Below are 16610 nucleotides of genomic sequence, written 5' to 3'. Positions count from 1 at the left end.
TCGCGAGCGCGGCGCGCCCGGGCTGGTTGCGGACCAGAAACTGCATGAGAACTCTCCCCGTACTCCCCGGCTTGTGCCGGGAGAGTGTTGCACGACGGGCAGCAAGAGGGAGGATGGTCCGCGTGATCTCTGTCGACGCCTACCGCGAGACCGTGACCGAACTGCTCGGCCGCGCGCCTGTTCGTACTGTTCCAGTCGCTGATGCGGCCGGGCTCGTCCTGGCCCGCGACGTGCTCGCCGGGGTGGCGCTGCCGCCGTTCGACAACTCCGCGATGGACGGGTATGCCGTGCGTGCCGCGGACGTCGCCGAGGTACCGGTGACGCTCCCCGTGGCCGACGACATCCCGGCCGGACGGGTCGACGTCAAACCGCTCGAATCGGGTACCGCTCAGCGGATCATGACCGGCGCACCGCTGCCGCCGGGCGCGGACGCGATCGTGATGGTCGAGGACACCGACCGCGGCACGACGGAAGTCCAGATCTCCCGCGCGGCCACCGTCGGCAACCACATCCGCCGGACGGGCGAGGACGTCACGAAGGGGACAATCGCGCTGCACGCGGGCACCGTGCTGAGCCACGCACACCTGGGCCTCGCCGCGGCGGTCGGCTTGGCGGAGCTCGAGGTGTACCGGCCGCTGTCGGTGCTGGTGGTGTCGACCGGCACGGAGCTGGTGGAAGCCCCGAATCCGTTGCAGCACGGGCAAATCTACGAGTCGAACAGCGTGATGCTGGCGGCGGCGCTGCGGGAACTCGGCTGCCAGGTCGAGGTCGTGCGCAGCGTGGTCGACGACGTGGCGGAATTCCGCAAGATCATCGAACCGCGCCTCGAATCGGCAGACCTGCTGATCACGTCAGGCGGGGTGTCGGCAGGCGCGTACGAGGTCGTGAAGGACGCGCTGACCGGGCAGGGCGTGGAATTCCAGAAGATCGCGATGCAGCCAGGCGGACCGCAGGGATGCGGCCGGTGGAACGGCGTGCCAGTGGTGACGCTGCCGGGGAATCCGGTGAGCGTGCTGGTGTCGTTCGAGGCGTTCCTGCGCCCGGCGGTGCTGTCGGCGATGGGCCATTCGGACGTGGACCGCCGACGGGTGCGCGCGCGGTTGACGGAGGACATGCCCTCCCCTGCTGGGCGGCGGCAGTATCGACGGGGGTTCTTCACGCCGGTGCTCGGCGAGGTGACCGGGGTGGTCGGGCCGCGCGGTGGGCCGGGATCGCATTTGCTGGCGGCGTTTACGCAGGCCAATTGCTTGATTGTCTTGCCGGAGGAGGTTTCGGCGGCTTCGGAGGGGGATGAGGTCGAGGTGCTGCTGCTTTAGTGCTGGCTGGGCGATTTCGCGAGCTCGGCTTGGGGAAAGTCCCGCTCCCGCCGCAACGGCCCCAGCAGCAGCACCCCCAGTGAAGCCAGCTGAACGCCCACCATCGCGAACATCGCCACCCGCACCCCGGCCGCTTGCCCGAGTGCCCCGCCTACCAAGGCACCCAACGGGATCGTGCCGTAGTTGACCATCGACGAGCTCGCGCTGATCCGTCCGTAGAGATGGCGCGGGCAATATCGCTGCCGAAAGGTCGCGCCCAGCACGTTCGACCCCACCACTCCCGCCGCGATGCCGGCTCCCGCGAGGACAAACAGCGTCAATCCCCACCCCGGCTGGGCGAGAGGGCCGAGCAGCATCGCTGGTACCACCAGTGCCTCGCACCACAGGAAACCCCACGCCGTGCCGGTCCGTCGGGCGACTCGGCTCACCAGCGTCGCGCCCAGCACCCCGCCTACCTCGCCTAGGGCGAGCACAAGTCCGACGGCCACCGGGCCCTGGCCCAAATCGTCGACCAGGAAGACCACGGACACCGCGTAAAACCCGTTCAGGGCAAGGTTCGCGACCCCGCCCGACAGGACCAGGACCCGCAGATAAGAGTCCCGCGCCACGATTCGCATTCCTTCTGCGATTTCGGTACGCAACCGCGTTCGCGGACGCGGAGGCGGCTCGTCCGCGCGCAGGAAACCCAGACACAGTGCGGAAAACCCGAAGCTCAACGCATCCACGAGCACACCGCTGACCGGCCCGAACGCGGAAGCCAACAGTCCGGCCAAACCCGGGCCGCCCACCTGTGCCGCGGATTCCGCGCCCTGGAGCCGGACGTTGGCTCCCAACAAGTCCGCATCGTCCACAACGGACGGAAGGAAAGCCCGATAAGCGAGGGAAAAGAAGACTTTGGCGAACCCGCCAACCAAAGCCGCGGCCAGGAGCAGCGCAAAAGAAAGAAAGAAACCCGAAGGCCCACGAAACAGGCACAGCAAGGAAAGCCGCCAGCTGGATGACGTCGCAGACCAGCATCACCCGCCGCTTCGGCCACCGGTCGACCCAAGCGCCCGCTGGCAAACCCACGGCGAGCCAGGGGATCCAAGCCGCCGCGGTAAGCGAAGCAACCTCGAACGTCGAGGCGTGCAGCACCAGCAAAGCCACCAACGGAACCGACGCACTGGCCACCGCGCTGCCGACCGTGCTAACCGTCTGTCCAGTCCACAAGAGACGGAACGCGGCACCCCTCACGGCTGCGCTCTGAAACCACGCCCAAACACGAAAACCGGCTCCCGTTCCGTCGAAGGGTCCGCTGCGGCTTTAGCCCCGAACTCCTCGAACAGCGCGAAAATCCGATCGTTCAACTCCGCCAATTCCGCAGGCGTCAACCGCATCCACGCATCAGAGGAAAACCACGCATCGCGCCATTCCGTAGGGGCCGTCTCCATTTCCGAAAGCCAGCCCCGCGACAACGTCATCTGCCGATCGAGGCTCACCGTCTCCGCGACCTCCGCCACCGGATCTCCGGCGAAGTCCGAAGTGGCCCACGACAACGTGCCCGACGGACGCCGCCACCATCGCTCCCGCCGGTCCCGCGCCAGTTCCGGCGCTTCGACCACCAAACCGGCCCCGGAAAGCACCTTCAGATGGTGGCTCACATTGCCCACCGCCTGCCCGGTTTTCTCCGCGAGCACCGACGCGGTGGCCGGGCCGTCGAGTTTCAGCACGTCCAGCAGACGGCGGCGCAGCGGATGCGACATCGCGGCCAGTACCTGGGAATCGCGGACCTCCATAACGCACAAGAGTAGTTGTACAACAACTCTTGTGCAATAGCCGCAGGTATCCTCGCGAGCATGGGCATCATCCTGTGGATCGTCTTCGGCGCGCTGGTCGGCTGGATCGCGAACCTCGTGGTCGGCGGCCGGGAACGGCAGCGGCAGGGCTGCCTCGTCAGCGTGCTGGTCGGCGTGGTCGGGGCGGCGCTCGGCGGCTTCATCTACCGGCTCGCGACCGGTGAGCAGCAACACTTCGAGTTCGATTTCCCGAGCTTCGGCGTCGCCATCCTCGGCGCGATCGTGCTGCTGCTCGTGTTGCGGCTGGTCAGCGCCGCGACCGCGAGCCGGCGCGATCGTGACCGTTGGTAACGGTTTCCCGACGATCTGTCAGAACACCTGGGCGACGGGCTAAACTGATCCGTTCCGCGCCCGGGTGCGTGCTTCGTCGGGGGACGCATGCACCCGGGTCGCGTCCCGCACGAGCCGAACAGCGTGAACAGGGTCGACGAGCTGGGGAACGGGCACCGAGAGGACATCCCGGCGCCAGTCGCGCAACAGCCGCGCGAGCAGATCGGGTACTGCCATCGTCTCCCTCGCCAGGTCGGCCCGGGCACCGGTCCCGAGCGGCGTCAACTACCCGGTGTTATCGGATTGTTCGACGCGTCGTTACCGGTTTGTGGTCGCGCCCACCCGCGCCGGGACAACCCTTACGACCAGGGGCCGCCCGGTCCGCCGCAAGCGGGCGGTAGCGTGGGGAAGCCCAAATCGGACCCTTACACCGACCGAGACGAACAGCGGGGAACTCGACCCATGAGCGGCCAGCCCACCGGTAACCCCCTCGCGCACGCTGTCCAGCTGGCCCGCGAGACGTTCCCGCCGATGCACCCGGCTGGACGGCCGTTCCTGTTCGGCGGCCTCGCCGCGACGTTCGTGCTGCGCCGGTTCTCCAAGCGCCTCGGCGTGGTCGGCGCGCTCGCCACCGCGGGCATGACGGCGTTCTTCCGCGAGCCGAAGCGCGTGCCTCCGGTGCGCGACAACGTCGCGATCTCGGCCGCCGACGGCACCGTCTCGCTCATCGAGGAAGCGGTCCCGCCCGCCGAGCTCGGCCTTCCCGCCGAACCGCGGATGCGGGTGAGCGTGTTCCTGTCGGTCTACGACGTGCACGTCCAGCGCACGCCGGCGGCGGGCGTGATCTCGAAGGTGGCGTACAAGCCGGGCAAGTTCCTTTCCGCGGACCTCGACAAGGCGAGCGAGGTCAACGAGCGCAATTCGCTGGTGCTGCACACCGTCGACGGCCACGAGCTCGTCGTCGTGCAGATCGCCGGACTGGTCGCGCGCCGCATCCGGTGCGACGTCCGCGAGGGCGACAAGGTGTCCGCTGGCGAGACCTACGGCATCATCCGCTTCGGCTCGCGCGTCGACACCTATCTGCCGCCGGGCAGCCGGGTCGTGGTGGCCAAGGGCCAGCGGACCGTCGGCGGCGAAACCGTGCTCGCCGAACTTCCTGCGCAGGGAGAAAGCTGACCATGGTCCGCGTGACCACCCCGGGCGTCCGGCTGCTGCCGAACGCGATCACCGTGCTCGCGCTCTGCGCCGGACTTTCCTCGGTGCAGTTCGCCCTCACCGGCAACTACGCGATGGCGATCGGCTCGATCGGCATCGCCGCCGTCCTCGACAGCCTCGACGGCCGCATCGCCCGGCTGCTCGACGCGACGTCCAAAATGGGAGCCGAGCTCGACTCGCTGTCCGACGGCATCTCGTTCGGCGTCGCGCCCGCGCTGGTGCTCTACGTCTGGCAGGCGCACGGCGACCGCATCGGCTGGGTCGCGTCGCTGATCTTCGCGGTCTGCATGATCCTGCGCCTCGCCCGCTTCAACACGCTGCTCGACGACACCGACCAGCCGCCGTACGCCGCCGAGTTCTTCGTCGGCGTGCCCGCGCCGGCCGGCGGGCTGGTCGCGATGCTGCCGCTGATCGCCACGCTGCAGTGGGGCGAGGGCTGGTGGTCCGAGCAGTACGTGGTGCTCATCTGGACCATCGCGGTCGCCGCGCTGCTGATCAGCCGCATCCCGACGCTGTCGCTCAAGACCGTGAAGGCCCCGGCGAAGGCGATCGCGCCGCTGCTGGTGGGCGTCGGCCTGCTGGCCGCCGCGATCATCGTGTTCCCGCTGGCGGCGCTGGCGGTCGCGCTGGTGCTGTACCTGCTGCACATCCCGTACTCGGTCTACCGGCACCGCTGGCTCGCCGCGCACCCGGAAGCCTGGGAAGTGCCGCCGCGCGAACGCCGTGCGATCCGCCGGGCCCGCAGTCACCGACGGCTGCGGTTGCGTCCCGCCTCGGGCCGAGTCGCCGGCGCGGCGATGCGCGCGGTGCGGCGCACGAACTCGGACCTGGTACGGACCCGGAACCTGCGCGAACGGGACCACAGCTCGGCCACGTCCGGACCTACGCAGCGGCGGCGGAGCTGGCGTCGGATCGGCATCCGGCGCCGGTAATCCGGCCTCGTCAGATCCCAAACACAGCACGAACCGCAGACTCGGCACCGTCGATCTCGATCATCCCGAGCGCACGGGCGTCGTCGAGTGCGAGCGCGCCCGCGGCAAGGCCGAGGACGCAGGCCGGATCAGCGCGGACGGTGGCGTCGAGATCGCTGCCGTCCCGCGGGCCGACCTCAAATCCCGACCGCGTCGCGCGGAGCTGGAAAGGCGCGCCGCCGACCTCGATGCCCACCGTCGCCCCGGCTCGGATCTTGACCCGGGCGTCGAGCAGCGCGGGAAGCGCCAGGGCAAGCCATTCGGGACGGAACGAGTCGCCCTCCGGGCCGCGAGTCATCAACGGAGCGGACCAGCGGATCAGGCTCTCGATCGGTTCGCGCAGCTCGGCACCCCACGGCGTGAGGGCGTACTCGACCACGCTGCCCTTGTCCGCGAGCCGCCGCTCGAGCACGCCCGCGGTCTCGAGGTCGCGGAGCCGGTCGGCGAGCAGGTTGGTCGCGATGCCCGGGAGCCCGTCGATGAGGTCCCGGTAGCGCGCGGGGCCGATCAAGAGCTGGCGGACGATGAGCAGGTTCCACCGGTCGCCGACGATTTCGAGGGACCGGGCGAGCCCGCAGTACTGGCCGTAGCTGCGCATCATTTCCTCATGCTTGACAATCTCAAGTACGCTTGGCTTCCTCAAGCATAGCGTCGAGGGGTCCGAGATGGCTGAGAGCGCACGGCCCGCCTGGGTCGACGACGATCTGTTCCCGTTCAAGAGCCGCTTCGTGGACATCGACGGGCACACCGTGCATTACGTCGACGAAGGCTCGGGCCCCACGCTGCTGCTCCTGCACGGCAATCCGACCTGGTCATTCCTCTGGCGCGACGTGATCAGCGCCCTGCGGGAAGACTTCCGCTGCGTCGCGCTCGACTACCCGGGGTTCGGGCTGTCGACCGCGAAGCCCGGCTACCGCTATCTGCCCGAGGAACACGCCGACGTGGTCACCGAGTTCGTCGACGCGCTCGACCTCAGCGGGGTCACCCTGGTTGGACAAGACTGGGGCGGCCCGATCGGCCTCGCCGCCGCGGAGCGTCGACCGGACGCCTTCGACCGGTTGGTGCTCGTCAACGCCTGGGCCTGGCCGGTCAACGGCGACCCGTACTTCGAGGCGTTCGGCCGGATCGCGGGCGGACCGCCGATCCGGTTCCTGGCCCGGCAGTTCAACCTGGTCGTCAAGGCGTTCCTCCCGATGGGTCACCGGAAGCGGAAGCTGACCGCGGCCGAAACCGCCCACTACCGCCGTGCGATGGACACGCCCGAGCGGCGCCAGGCGTCCGGCGTGCTGCCTCGCCGCCTCCTCGCCAGCCAAGCTTTCTTCGCCGAGGTCGAGGCCAACCTTCCCGACCTGCCGACCTTGATCGTGTGGGGCAACGCTCAGATCGGCTTCCGGCCGCGGGAGCGCGAACGCTTGGAGGCGTCCTTCCCGAACCACCAGACGGTGGCCCTCGACGGTGTCGGCCTCTACGTGGAGTCAGACGCACCCGATGAGTTCGTCGCCGCGATCCGCGACTGGTCGGCAACGCGGTAAGCGGCCTTTCGTTCGCGCATAACCGCCCGCCGGTTCATTAGGGTGAGCAGGGTGAGCGATCCGCAGATCACCCTGACCGTCCGGCACACGCCGTCCGCGCTCGACGCGCGGCGGGGGGTTGTCCGGCTGCACCCGGAAGTGCTCGACGCGCTCGGCCTGCGGGCCTGGGACGCCGTGCACCTCACCGGCGCGCGGCGCAGTGCCGCGTTGGCCGCGCCTGCCGCCGAGGAGGCGACGCCGGGGGTCGTGTTGACCGATGACGTGACCATGTCGAACCTCGGCGTCGCGGAGGGCGGCGAGGTTGTCGTCTCGCCAGCAGAGGTGACTGCTGCCCGGACGGTCACCGTGTCCGGTTCTCGGCTCGCGTCGGTTTCGGTGTCCCCGCAGACGTTGCGGCTCGCTCTCACCGGCAAGGTTTTGACCCGTGGCGACGCCGTTTCCCTGCTGCCGCAAGACCTCGCGCCCGCGCCGGGCTCGGATGTCGCCGCCGTGCGTGGGCAGCTGTCCCGCGTGATCGGGGCGACCTGGACGAACGAACTGCTGACCGTCACGGCGACGGAACCGGCTGGCGTCGTCGTGGTTGGACCGTCCACTGTGGTCAGCTGGCGGGACGGCGCCCGCACGGGCACGCCGACCAGCGAACCGCCGACGCGCTCCGCGACCGCGCTCGTTCGCACCACTGCTGTCACCGCTGCCGAGGACTATCTCGAAGCGGAGATCGTCGAAGAGGTCGTCACCGAGGCCCGCGAGGAAGAGCTGGACGAGCCGGTGCCGGTCGCCGATCTGGTCGGGGCCGAGGGCGCGGCACGCAAGCTTGCCGAGTGGTTCGATCTGGCGTTCCATCGGCCGGAGCTGCTGGCGAAGCTGGGTACTTCCGCGCATCTGGGCGTGCTGCTGCCGGGACCGGAGGGCGTCGGCAAGGCGACGCTCGTGCGGGCGGTCGCCGCGGCGGAGAAGGTGCGCGTGGTGTCGGTGACCGCGCCGAATATCGCCGTGCTGGAACCGAATGCGGCACATCGATCGCTGCGCGAGGCCATCGACCGGGCCGCGGACGGCGACGGTCCCGGCGTGCTGCTGATCAACGACATCGACGCGCTGCTCCCGGCCACCCAGCCGCCGCCGGTGGCCACGGTGGTCCTGGAGGAACTGCGCGCCGCGCTGCGCCGGGACAGGCTGGCTGTGGTCGCCACGACCGCGCGGGCCGAGTCGGTGGATCCGCGGCTGCGCGGGGCCGACCTGCTCGACCGCGAGCTGGGCTTGCCGCTGCCGGAAGCGAAAACCCGCGTCGAACTGCTGCGGATCCTGCTCCGCGACGTACCGGTCGAATCCGGTGCCGACCTGGGCGTGCTCGCCGAACGGACCCCCGGCTTCGTCGCCGCCGACCTGCTCGCCCTGCGCCGCGACGCGGCGTTGCGGGCCGCGCTGCGTCAGCGGGACGTGGACGAACCCAAGATCTCCCAGCAGGACCTGCTCGACGCGCTGGCCACCGTCCGGCCGATCTCGCTGTCCACTTCGGACAACCTGGCCACCGGCGGCCTGACGCTGGACGACGTCGGCAACATGACGTCGGTCAAGGAAGCGCTCACCGAAACCGTGCTGTGGCCGCTGCGCTACCCGGACTCGTTCGCCCGGCTCGGCATCGAACCGCCGCGCGGCGTGCTGCTGTACGGCCCGCCCGGCGGCGGCAAGACGTTCCTGGTCCGGGCGCTCGCCGGCACGGGCGCGCTGAACGTGTTCGCGATCAAGGGCGCCGAACTGCTGGACAAATGGGTCGGCGAATCGGAACGCGCGGTCCGCGACCTCTTCCGCCGGGCCGCCGACGCCGCCCCCTCGCTGATCTTCCTCGACGAGATCGACGCGCTCGCCCCGCGCCGCGGCCAGTCGTCCGACTCCGGCGTGGCCGACCGCGTGGTCGCCGCGCTGCTCACCGAACTGGACGGCGTCGAGCCGATGCGCGAGGTCGTCGTACTGGGCGCGACGAACCGGCCGGAACTGGTCGACCCGGCGCTGCTGCGTCCCGGACGGCTGGAGCGGCGGATCTACGTCCCGCCGCCGGACGCCGAATCCCGCGCCGCGATCCTCGCCGCGACGGCGAAGCACACCCCGCTCGCGTCCGATGTGGACCTCGCGGCCACCGCGGCGGCCCTGGAGGGCTACTCGGCCGCCGACTGCGCCGCGCTGATCCGAGAGGCGGCGCTGACCGCGATGCGCGAGTCGCTGGAGGCACGCGAGGTGACCGCGGCGCACCTGGACAAGGCACGCGAGGCGGTGCGGCCTTCACTGGACGCCGCGCAGCTGGCGACGCTGGAGGCTTACGCGCAGGCGCAGCAGGAACGCTGAGGTCGCCTCCGGCAACCGAGCTGTACGTGAGGGGAACCCTGCGGGAATCTGGGTGGATTCGAGGGGTTGTTGCAACGCGGGTGGTTCAACTGGTTTCGGCGAGGAGTGTAGCGAGGCGTTCGGCTGGGGTGTCCCAGTTGAGTGTTTTGCGGGGTCGGCGGTTGAGTTGTGCGGCGACGGCGGCGAGGTGTTCGGGGGTGTGGACTGAGAGGTCGGTGCTTTTGGGGAAGTACTGGCGCAGCAGGCCGTTGGTGTTTTCGTTGCTGCCGCGTTGCCAGGGGCTGTGGGGGTCGCAGAAGTAGACGGGGATGCCGGTGGCGACGGTGAATTCGTGGTGGCGGCCCATTTCGCTGCCCTGGTCCCAGGTCAGGGATCGTCGCAGGTGTGCGGGCAGGGTCGCGGCGGTGTCGGCGAGGGCGTCGCGGACGGCGTCGGCGCCGCGGCCGTCGGGCAGCGCGACGAGCAGGGTGTAGCGGGTGGAGCGGTCGACGAGGGTGGCGATGGCGGAAGCGTTGTCCTTGCCGATGATCAGGTCGCCTTCCCAGTGGCCGGGGACGGCGCGGTCGGCGGCTTCGGCGGGCCGGTCGCTGATCATGACCATGGGTTCGGCGAAGCGGGGCCGGCGTTGTTCGCTGCTGGCGCGGGGTTTGCGCATGGTGCGGCCGGTGCGCAGGGCGCGGGCCAGCTCGCGGCGCAGTTCGCCGCGGCCTTGGACGTAGAGGGCCTGGTAGATCGTTTCGTGGGTCACGTGCAGCTCCGGCCGGTCGGGGTGGTCGCGGCGCAGCCGGGCGGCGATCTGCTCCGGGCTGAATTTGTCGGTCAGCATCGCCTGCACCCGGTCCCGCAGTTCGGGGCAGGCCGCGATCTTGCCTGTTTTCGGTCGCGGGCGCCGTGCCCGGGCGAGGTCGTGGGCGGCGTGGGGCCGGTATTCGCCGCAGGGGCGGGCGTTGCGGGCGATCTCCCGGCTGATCGTGGACGGGCTGCGGCCCAGCTCGGCCGCGATCGCCCGCCGCGAGCGGCCCGCCGCCAGCCCGTCCGCGATCGCGATCCGCTCGCCCGCGCTCAGGAACCGGCCCGAGTCCGGCCCGGGCCGCGCGGCCGGGCGCGCGGTCGCGCCCGCCCGGCTCGGCCGCCCGTGCCGCCAATAGTGCCCGGTCCTGCGGTCGACCCCGACCCTGCGGCACGCCTCGACCGTGCCCACGCCCTCCGCCACAAGATCAAAATAGCGGCGGCGTTCCGCCGCCAGCCTCACCCGGCCCCGCGGAGCCCGACCACGCCCGACCACGACCACTGCAACCCCTGCACAACTCAGGCGTTGCAACCACCACTAGAACCCAAGCTGATTCCCTTAGGGTTCCCCTCACGTACCTCGAGCGCAGCCGAGCGCCGGGCCCGGCAGACATGACAAAGCCCGCGCCGTAGCGCGGGCTGTCACGAACCAGGTCAGCTGCCCTGGTGGCCGCCGGGCCGGTAGTCCTTCGTGATGATCACTATGACGCCCGGGCTCGAGTTCTGGATCCCGTCGAACCGGGGCTGGGCCTGGAAGCCGAACTCCTTGGCCAGCTGTTTCGCGGCGGCTTCCTCGTCGGTGCCGGGCCGGAAGTAGGCCGTGGTGGCCGGGATGTTGCCCTGCGAGTAGTTGCCGACCTCGGCGACGTTCCAGCCCGAACCGCGGAAGTCGGCGGCGGCCTGTTCGGCGAGGTGCTTGATCAGCGAGTTGTTGTAGACCCGAAGGGTGACCCACTTGTTCGAGGCCTGCTGGTCCGGACCCGCCTGGCCCGGCTGCCCTGGCTGCTGGCCCGGCTGGCCGCCGGGCTGCCCTGGCTGGCCCGACGCCGGCGCCGACGAAGCGGCGGACGACGAGGCCGGAGCCGACGAAGCGGGCGACGACGGCGCGGAACTGGGCGCCGCGGACGAGGACGACGACGGCGCGGACGACGATCCGCCGGGTGCGCTGGGCTCGCCGGACGTGCTCGGCCCGGCGTTCTGGTCGCCGCTCGTGTTGAGCACGGTGACCCCGCCGATGACGGCGGCGACGACCGCTACCCCGATCAGCGCGACCCCCGCGGCCTTCAACGGCCGGGACAGTCCCGAGAAGACGCTCATGACAGCTCGATCCCCAACCGCCGGGCCCCGCGTTTGCGCTGACGGGCGGCGCGCGTTTTGCGCAGCCGCTTGACCAGCATCGGATCGGCCGCGACGGCCTCCGGCTTGGCCAGCAGCGTGTTCAGCAACTGGTAGTAACGGGTGGAGGACAGTCCGAAGCGCTCCCGGATGGCGTTCTCCTTCGCCCCGGCGTGGCGCCACCACTGCCGCTCGAACGCGAGGATGTCCAGTTCGCGTTCGGTCAGGCCACCGACATTCTCCGGCGGCGACGGCTGGTTTTCAGCCATCGACTCCGCGGCGTCCATGCGGTCCTCGCAATCGGTGTCGGCAGTCCTTCCGCGGGCGTCATTGAACCACGGAACCCATGCTCGACATGGGCATCCGACACGGCGCGTCACGGTCCGATCCAGGTGTACCAGAAGGGTCCGACTAAACTCGGCGTCCGTGACCGTCCACCCCATCTGCATCGCCGGCGAACCCGTGCTGCACCAGCCCACACGCGAGATCACCGAGTTCGACGACAAACTCGCCACCCTCGTCGAGGACATGTTCGAGACCATGTACGCGGCCGAGGGCGTCGGCCTCGCCGCCAACCAGATCGGGCTCGACCTGCGGGTGTTCGTATACGACTGCCCGGACGACGAGGGTGTCGAGCACAAGGGCGTGGTGGTCAACCCGAAGCTGGAGACCTCCGAGATCCCGGAGACCATGCCGGACCCGGACGACGACTGGGAGGGCTGCCTGTCGGCCCCGGGCGAGTCGTACCCGACCGGGCGCGCCTCGTGGGCGAAGGTGACCGGCTTCGACGTCGAGGGAAATCCGATCGAGGTCGAGGGCACCGGCTACTTCGCGCGGTGCCTGCAGCATGAGACCGATCACCTCGACGGGTTCATTTATCTGGACCGGCTCGTCGGCCGCCACGCGCGCGCGGCGAAGAAGATGCTCAAGAAGAACAAGTGGGGCGTTCCCGGCCTGACCTGGCTGCCGCCCAAGGAACCCGCCGACGCCTGACCCGCGCCGAATTCCCCGAAGGCCTCCCCGAAATCACCGGGGAGGCCTTCGTTGTGCTTCGGCCAGACGGGCGGGAGGGTTGTGTCAACCCGACACCGCATGGCATCGTCGGACAAGCAACCTCAACCGAATGCAACGCGGGAGCTCGCGCCTTGGCGGGCTGAGAGGGTGGCTGGTGTCCATCTCGCGGACACCCGGCGTCACCGACCGCATGAACCTGACCGGGTAATGCCGGCGTAGGGAGTGAACGTCGTTGACGACGCTGGAAAACCAGGGTGCCATCGCCCCGTCCGTCACCACCGGGCCGATCACCGGCTCGCGGAAGGTCTACCACCGCACCGAATCCGGACTGCGGGTTCCGGCGCGGCGGATCGACCTGTCGAACGGGGAGCATTTCGACGTGTACGACACGTCCGGCCCCTACACCGATCCGGACGCGAACATCGATGTCCACAATGGACTGCACCCGCTCCGCTCCGGCTGGGCTGACGGACGGGAGCACAACACCCAGCTCGGCTGGGCCAAAGCCGGGGTCGTCACCCGGGAAATGGAGTTCATCGCCGCGCGCGAACGCTGCACTCCGGAGTTCGTGCGGGACGAGGTCGCCCGCGGTCGCGCGGTGATTCCGGTCAACCGCAAGCACCCGGAGACCGAGCCGATGATCATCGGCAAGAACTTCCTGGTGAAGATCAACGCCAACATGGGAAACTCGGCCGTCTGGTCCTCTGTGGAGGAAGAGGTCGACAAGATGGTGTGGGCCACCCGCTGGGGAGCCGACACGATCATGGACCTCTCCACCGGCAAGCGGATCCACGAGACGCGCGAGTGGATCGTGCGCAACTCGCCGGTCCCGGTCGGCACCGTGCCGATCTACCAGGCGCTCGAAAAGGTCAACGGGGAGCCGGAAAAGCTCACCTGGGAGATCTACCGCGACACCGTGATCGAGCAGTGCGAGCAGGGCGTCGACTACATGACGGTGCACGCGGGCGTGCTGCTGCGCTACATCCCGCTCACCGCGCGCCGGGTCACCGGCATCGTCAGCCGCGGCGGCTCGATCATGGCCGCCTGGTGTCTCGCGCACCACCAGGAATCCTTCCTGTACACGCATTTCTCCGAGCTGTGCGAGATCCTGCGCGAGTACGACGTCACGTTCTCCCTCGGCGACGGCCTCCGTCCCGGCTCGATCGCGGACGCCAACGACCGGGCTCAGTTCGCCGAACTGGAAACCCTCGGCGAGCTGACGCACATCGCGCGCGAGCACGACGTGCAGGTGATGATCGAAGGCCCCGGCCACGTGCCGATGCACAAGATCAAGGAAAACGTGGAGCTGGAGGAAAAGCTCACCGGCGAGGCCCCGTTCTACACGCTCGGCCCGCTCGCCACGGACATCGCCCCGGCGTACGACCACATCACCTCGGCGATCGGCGCGGCGCAGATCGGCTGGTACGGCACGGCGATGCTGTGCTACGTCACGCCGAAGGAGCACCTCGGCCTGCCCAACCGCGACGACGTGAAGACCGGCGTGATCACCTACAAGATCGCCGCGCACGCCGCCGACCTCGCCAAGGGCCACCAGTACGCGCAGGACTGGGACGACGAGTTGTCCAAGGCCCGCTTCGAATTCCGGTGGAACGACCAGTTCAACCTGTCGCTCGACCCGGACACCGCGCGGTCCTTCCACGACGAGACGCTTCCCGCGGAACCGGCGAAGACAGCCCACTTCTGCTCGATGTGCGGGCCGAAGTTCTGCTCGATGCGGATCACCCAGGACGTGCGCAAGTACGCCGAGGAGCACGGTCTGTCCTCTGTGGAGGCGATCGAGGCGGGCATGGCCGAGAAGTCCGCGGAGTTTTCCGAGCAGGGCAACAAGGTCTACCTGCCCGTGGTCAACCAGTGACAGTCACCCCTCGTACCGCCCTCACCATCGCCGGATCCGATTCCGGCGGTGGTGCGGGCGTGCAGGCGGATCTGCGCACGTTCTTCGCCAACGGCGTGCACGGACTGGTCGCGCTCACCGCGGTCACCGTGCAGAATTCGCTGGGCGTGCAAGGGTTTTCCGAGATCCCGGTCGACGTCGTCACCGCGCAGATCAAAGCGGTCGCCGAGGACATGGGCGTCAACGCGGCGAAGACCGGCATGCTCGCTACCGCGGACATCATTCAGGCAGTAGCGAAAACGCTGGATGAAGTCCACATTGGACGCACTACGGACACCCCGTTCGTAGTCGACCCGGTGGCCGCGTCGATGACCGGCCACGCGCTACTCCGTGAAGAAGCGCTGGAAGCGATCCGCACCGAACTGTTTCCGCGCGCCACGCTCATCACGCCGAATCTCGACGAGGTCCGGCTGCTGACCGGCGTCAGCGTTACCGACGCGAAGAGCCAGCGCGCCGCTGCGGAAGCGTTGCTGGAGTTCGGTTCCCAGTGGGTTCTGGTGAAGGGCGGGCACCTCTACGACGCCGCCGACTGCGTCGATCTGCTCACCGACGGCTCGTCGGTCATCGAGCTGAGCGGACCGCGCATCGACACGGAGAACACCCACGGCGGCGGCGACACCATGGCATCCGCGATCACCTCGTCGCTCGCGAAGGGCGCGGACGTGCCCACCGCGGTCGCGGAGGCTAAACGGTTCATCGAACGCTGCGTCCAGGAGGCGTATCCGCTCGGTGCCGGGGTCGGCCCGGTTTCCCCGTTCTGGCGGCTCGCGAATCCGCAGTGAATGCGACACTGGCCGGATGAGCGAGACACCGGAAGCATTGTGGGCGCGGCTGCCGCTTGAGGTGCAGCACGAGGTCGACGGCCTGGTCACCGAGCACCGCACCGCTTCGGCGGTCAAAACGATCCGCAAATCGGGCGTCACGCCGCGCCCGGGGATCGCCGAAGCGCAAGCGGTGTACGAATACCGGATGTCGGTGTTGAAGCCGCCGCCGCGCTTCTAACCGCGCGAATCCACGGTCGGCAGCACGGTCGTGAGGCCGGTCCAATCGGACGTCACCACGGACGCGTGCTGTTTGGCCAGTTCGGCGACGCGCTGGGTCGCCTGGTCGACGGTCGGGTTGTGGTCGTCGATGGCCGGCGCGACGTTCTGGGCGTCCGTCATCACCACGTAGTAGTGGTTTTCGTCGTACCAGGACATTCCGGCCTTCGCGAGCCATTCGCTCGCGTCTCCGTCGAAAACGACAAACCACGGTTTCTGCTCCGCGGTGTATTTGTCGCGCGGATCGCCGCCGGCGGCACCGTGCACGGTCGGGAAGATCTGGACCGAATTCAGCTTCCCGGCCGCCTTCTGGTCCAGCAGGTAACGGACGTACTCGACATCGGTGTGCAGCGTGTCGGTCGGGTTTCCTTCTTCGACGGTGCCGGGGATGATCTCGGTGAGCACCTTGCCCCGCAACGCGTCCAGCGTCGGCCAGTTGTCCGCTTTGGACGCTTCATCCAGCGTGGCGTGGCTGCCGAGCAGATCCGCGGGCTTGAACGCCGCGTCGCCGAGATGGTCGCGGAACGCGGCGTCCAGCTGAGCCGGACCGAGGCCGGTATTCGCCGAGAATCCGGTCTTCATTTCGATCTTCACCGTGAGCGGCCCGCGGCCGGGATGGGCACCGAGCCAGATCCGGATGTCGTCCAGGCACGATTCGAGGTCCTTGTTGGTCCCGCCGGAGTAAAGGTCGGCCGCGGTGTGCGCGTCGACGCAGTTGTTGCCGTTGCCCAGCGGGCTGGAGTGGCTGACCTTCCACTCGTGGGTGAAGAAGTCCGGCCAGACGTCGAGTTCGAGCAGGGACGAGCCATTGTCCAGCGCCTGCGCCAGGTACGGGTACGCGGCCGGGTCGTAGGTGTTGTGCACGCCGACCGTGGTCACGTGCGAGAGCTGGGGGCTGTCCGCGCTGGCGACCCCCGGTACCGCCAGCGTGGACAGGAGCAGGAGACCGGCCGCGGCGAGCTTCACTGATGTCTCCTTCGTCACGGGGACCAGCACGAACGTTTACTGTGCCATCGTGGTGGACTGTGAATGAAGCAC

General features: G+C 69.1%; 18 protein-coding genes. 11 read left to right on the top strand and 7 right to left on the bottom strand.

The annotated features are described in order from the left end of the window. Positions 1 to 122: 122 nt before the first annotated feature. Positions 123 to 1316 carry a molybdopterin molybdotransferase MoeA gene (gene moeA / locus DMP23_RS38020; RefSeq protein WP_337823891.1) on the top strand — a complete coding sequence of 398 codons (1194 nt, stop codon included), beginning with the start codon at positions 123 to 125 and terminating at the stop codon, positions 1314 to 1316. Here moeA and DMP23_RS38015 read toward each other — a convergent pair. Beyond that, the gene (locus tag DMP23_RS38015; protein ID WP_337823890.1) at positions 1313 to 2230 is read right to left on the bottom strand and encodes an MFS transporter; all 918 of its coding nucleotides are present in this window, start codon (positions 2228 to 2230) and stop codon (positions 1313 to 1315) included. The genes moeA and DMP23_RS38015 overlap by 4 nt on opposite strands. Before the next feature lie 83 nt (positions 2231 to 2313). Between DMP23_RS38015 and DMP23_RS38010 the strand changes: the two genes are divergently transcribed. After that, the gene (locus DMP23_RS38010; protein WP_337823889.1) at positions 2314 to 2562 is read left to right on the top strand and encodes a hypothetical protein; all 249 of its coding nucleotides are present in this window, start codon (positions 2314 to 2316) and stop codon (positions 2560 to 2562) included. Here DMP23_RS38010 and DMP23_RS38005 read toward each other — a convergent pair. Then, entirely contained in the window at positions 2546 to 3091 is a 546-nt protein-coding gene (locus DMP23_RS38005; protein ID WP_337823888.1) for an ArsR/SmtB family transcription factor, read from the bottom strand. The two genes, DMP23_RS38010 and DMP23_RS38005, sit on opposite strands and share 17 nt — an antisense overlap. 60 nt (positions 3092 to 3151) lie before the next feature. Between DMP23_RS38005 and DMP23_RS38000 the strand changes: the two genes are divergently transcribed. The 3 genes from DMP23_RS38000 to pssA all read left to right on the top strand — a co-directional run bounded on the left by DMP23_RS38000 (position 3152) and on the right by pssA (position 5568). Further along, the gene (locus DMP23_RS38000) at positions 3152 to 3442 is read left to right on the top strand and encodes a GlsB/YeaQ/YmgE family stress response membrane protein (protein ID WP_037807900.1); all 291 of its coding nucleotides are present in this window, start codon (positions 3152 to 3154) and stop codon (positions 3440 to 3442) included. 441 nt (positions 3443 to 3883) lie between these two features. Continuing rightward, positions 3884 to 4597, top strand: coding sequence for a phosphatidylserine decarboxylase (locus DMP23_RS37995; protein ID WP_037807903.1), 714 nt, complete (start codon positions 3884 to 3886; stop codon positions 4595 to 4597). Positions 4598 to 4599: 2 nt separating this feature from the next. Continuing rightward, entirely contained in the window at positions 4600 to 5568 is a 969-nt protein-coding gene (gene pssA / locus DMP23_RS37990) for a CDP-diacylglycerol--serine O-phosphatidyltransferase (protein ID WP_037807905.1), read from the top strand. Positions 5569 to 5578: 10 nt separating this feature from the next. On the opposite strand, the gene DMP23_RS37985 is transcribed toward pssA, so the two are convergent. Next, positions 5579 to 6208, bottom strand: coding sequence for a winged helix-turn-helix transcriptional regulator (locus DMP23_RS37985; RefSeq protein WP_337823887.1), 630 nt, complete (start codon positions 6206 to 6208; stop codon positions 5579 to 5581). Positions 6209 to 6272: 64 nt separating this feature from the next. Here DMP23_RS37985 and DMP23_RS37980 point away from each other — a divergent pair, with 64 nt between their 5' ends. Then, positions 6273 to 7139: an alpha/beta fold hydrolase gene (locus tag DMP23_RS37980; protein WP_337823886.1), complete on the top strand. Its 867-nt coding sequence runs from the start codon at positions 6273 to 6275 to the stop codon at positions 7137 to 7139. 51 nt (positions 7140 to 7190) lie between these two features. Beyond that, entirely contained in the window at positions 7191 to 9479 is a 2289-nt protein-coding gene (locus DMP23_RS37975) for an AAA family ATPase (protein WP_337823885.1), read from the top strand. An 85-nt stretch (positions 9480 to 9564) separates the two neighbouring features. Here DMP23_RS37975 and DMP23_RS37970 read toward each other — a convergent pair whose 3' ends face one another. The 3 genes from DMP23_RS37970 to DMP23_RS37960 form a co-directional block, all read right to left on the bottom strand. After that, on the bottom strand, positions 9565 to 10725 hold the full coding sequence (locus tag DMP23_RS37970; RefSeq protein ID WP_443111358.1) for an IS30 family transposase: 1161 nt from the start codon (positions 10723 to 10725) through the stop codon (positions 9565 to 9567). A 197-nt stretch (positions 10726 to 10922) separates the two neighbouring features. Then, complete coding sequence (locus DMP23_RS37965; protein WP_337823883.1) at positions 10923 to 11585, bottom strand: LytR C-terminal domain-containing protein; 663 nt, start codon at positions 11583 to 11585, stop codon at positions 10923 to 10925. Next, positions 11582 to 11890 carry a DUF3263 domain-containing protein gene (locus tag DMP23_RS37960; protein ID WP_037807914.1) on the bottom strand — a complete coding sequence of 103 codons (309 nt, stop codon included), beginning with the start codon at positions 11888 to 11890 and terminating at the stop codon, positions 11582 to 11584. The genes DMP23_RS37965 and DMP23_RS37960 overlap by 4 nt, the downstream gene beginning before the upstream one ends. Before the next feature lie 139 nt (positions 11891 to 12029). On the opposite strand from DMP23_RS37960, the gene DMP23_RS37955 reads away from it, so the two are divergent. From DMP23_RS37955 to DMP23_RS37940, 4 genes are all read left to right on the top strand, one after another. Then, positions 12030 to 12596, top strand: a complete 567-nt coding sequence (locus DMP23_RS37955; protein WP_043827268.1) for a peptide deformylase — start codon at positions 12030 to 12032, stop codon at positions 12594 to 12596. Positions 12597 to 12849: 253 nt separating this feature from the next. Next, on the top strand, positions 12850 to 14493 hold the full coding sequence (thiC, locus tag DMP23_RS37950; protein ID WP_337823882.1) for a phosphomethylpyrimidine synthase ThiC: 1644 nt from the start codon (positions 12850 to 12852) through the stop codon (positions 14491 to 14493). Beyond that, a complete protein-coding gene (gene thiD, locus DMP23_RS37945; protein WP_337823881.1) occupies positions 14490 to 15314 on the top strand; it encodes a bifunctional hydroxymethylpyrimidine kinase/phosphomethylpyrimidine kinase in 825 nt (274 codons plus the stop codon). The genes thiC and thiD overlap by 4 nt, the downstream gene beginning before the upstream one ends. 16 nt (positions 15315 to 15330) lie before the next feature. Continuing rightward, a complete protein-coding gene (locus tag DMP23_RS37940; protein ID WP_037807930.1) occupies positions 15331 to 15534 on the top strand; it encodes a hypothetical protein in 204 nt (67 codons plus the stop codon). Here the strand turns inward: DMP23_RS37940 and DMP23_RS37935 are convergent. After that, a complete protein-coding gene (locus tag DMP23_RS37935) occupies positions 15531 to 16538 on the bottom strand; it encodes a phosphatidylinositol-specific phospholipase C domain-containing protein (RefSeq protein ID WP_443111313.1) in 1008 nt (335 codons plus the stop codon). The two genes, DMP23_RS37940 and DMP23_RS37935, sit on opposite strands and share 4 nt — an antisense overlap. Between the last annotated feature and the right edge of the window lie 72 nt (positions 16539 to 16610).

Origin of the sequence: Amycolatopsis sp. A1MSW2902 (genome assembly GCF_017312175.1) — a bacterium.
GTDB lineage: Bacteria > Actinomycetota > Actinomycetes > Mycobacteriales > Pseudonocardiaceae > Amycolatopsis > Amycolatopsis nivea.
The sequence above is the reverse complement of the archived record's forward strand: the minus strand, read 5'-3'. Positions and strand labels throughout refer to the sequence as shown.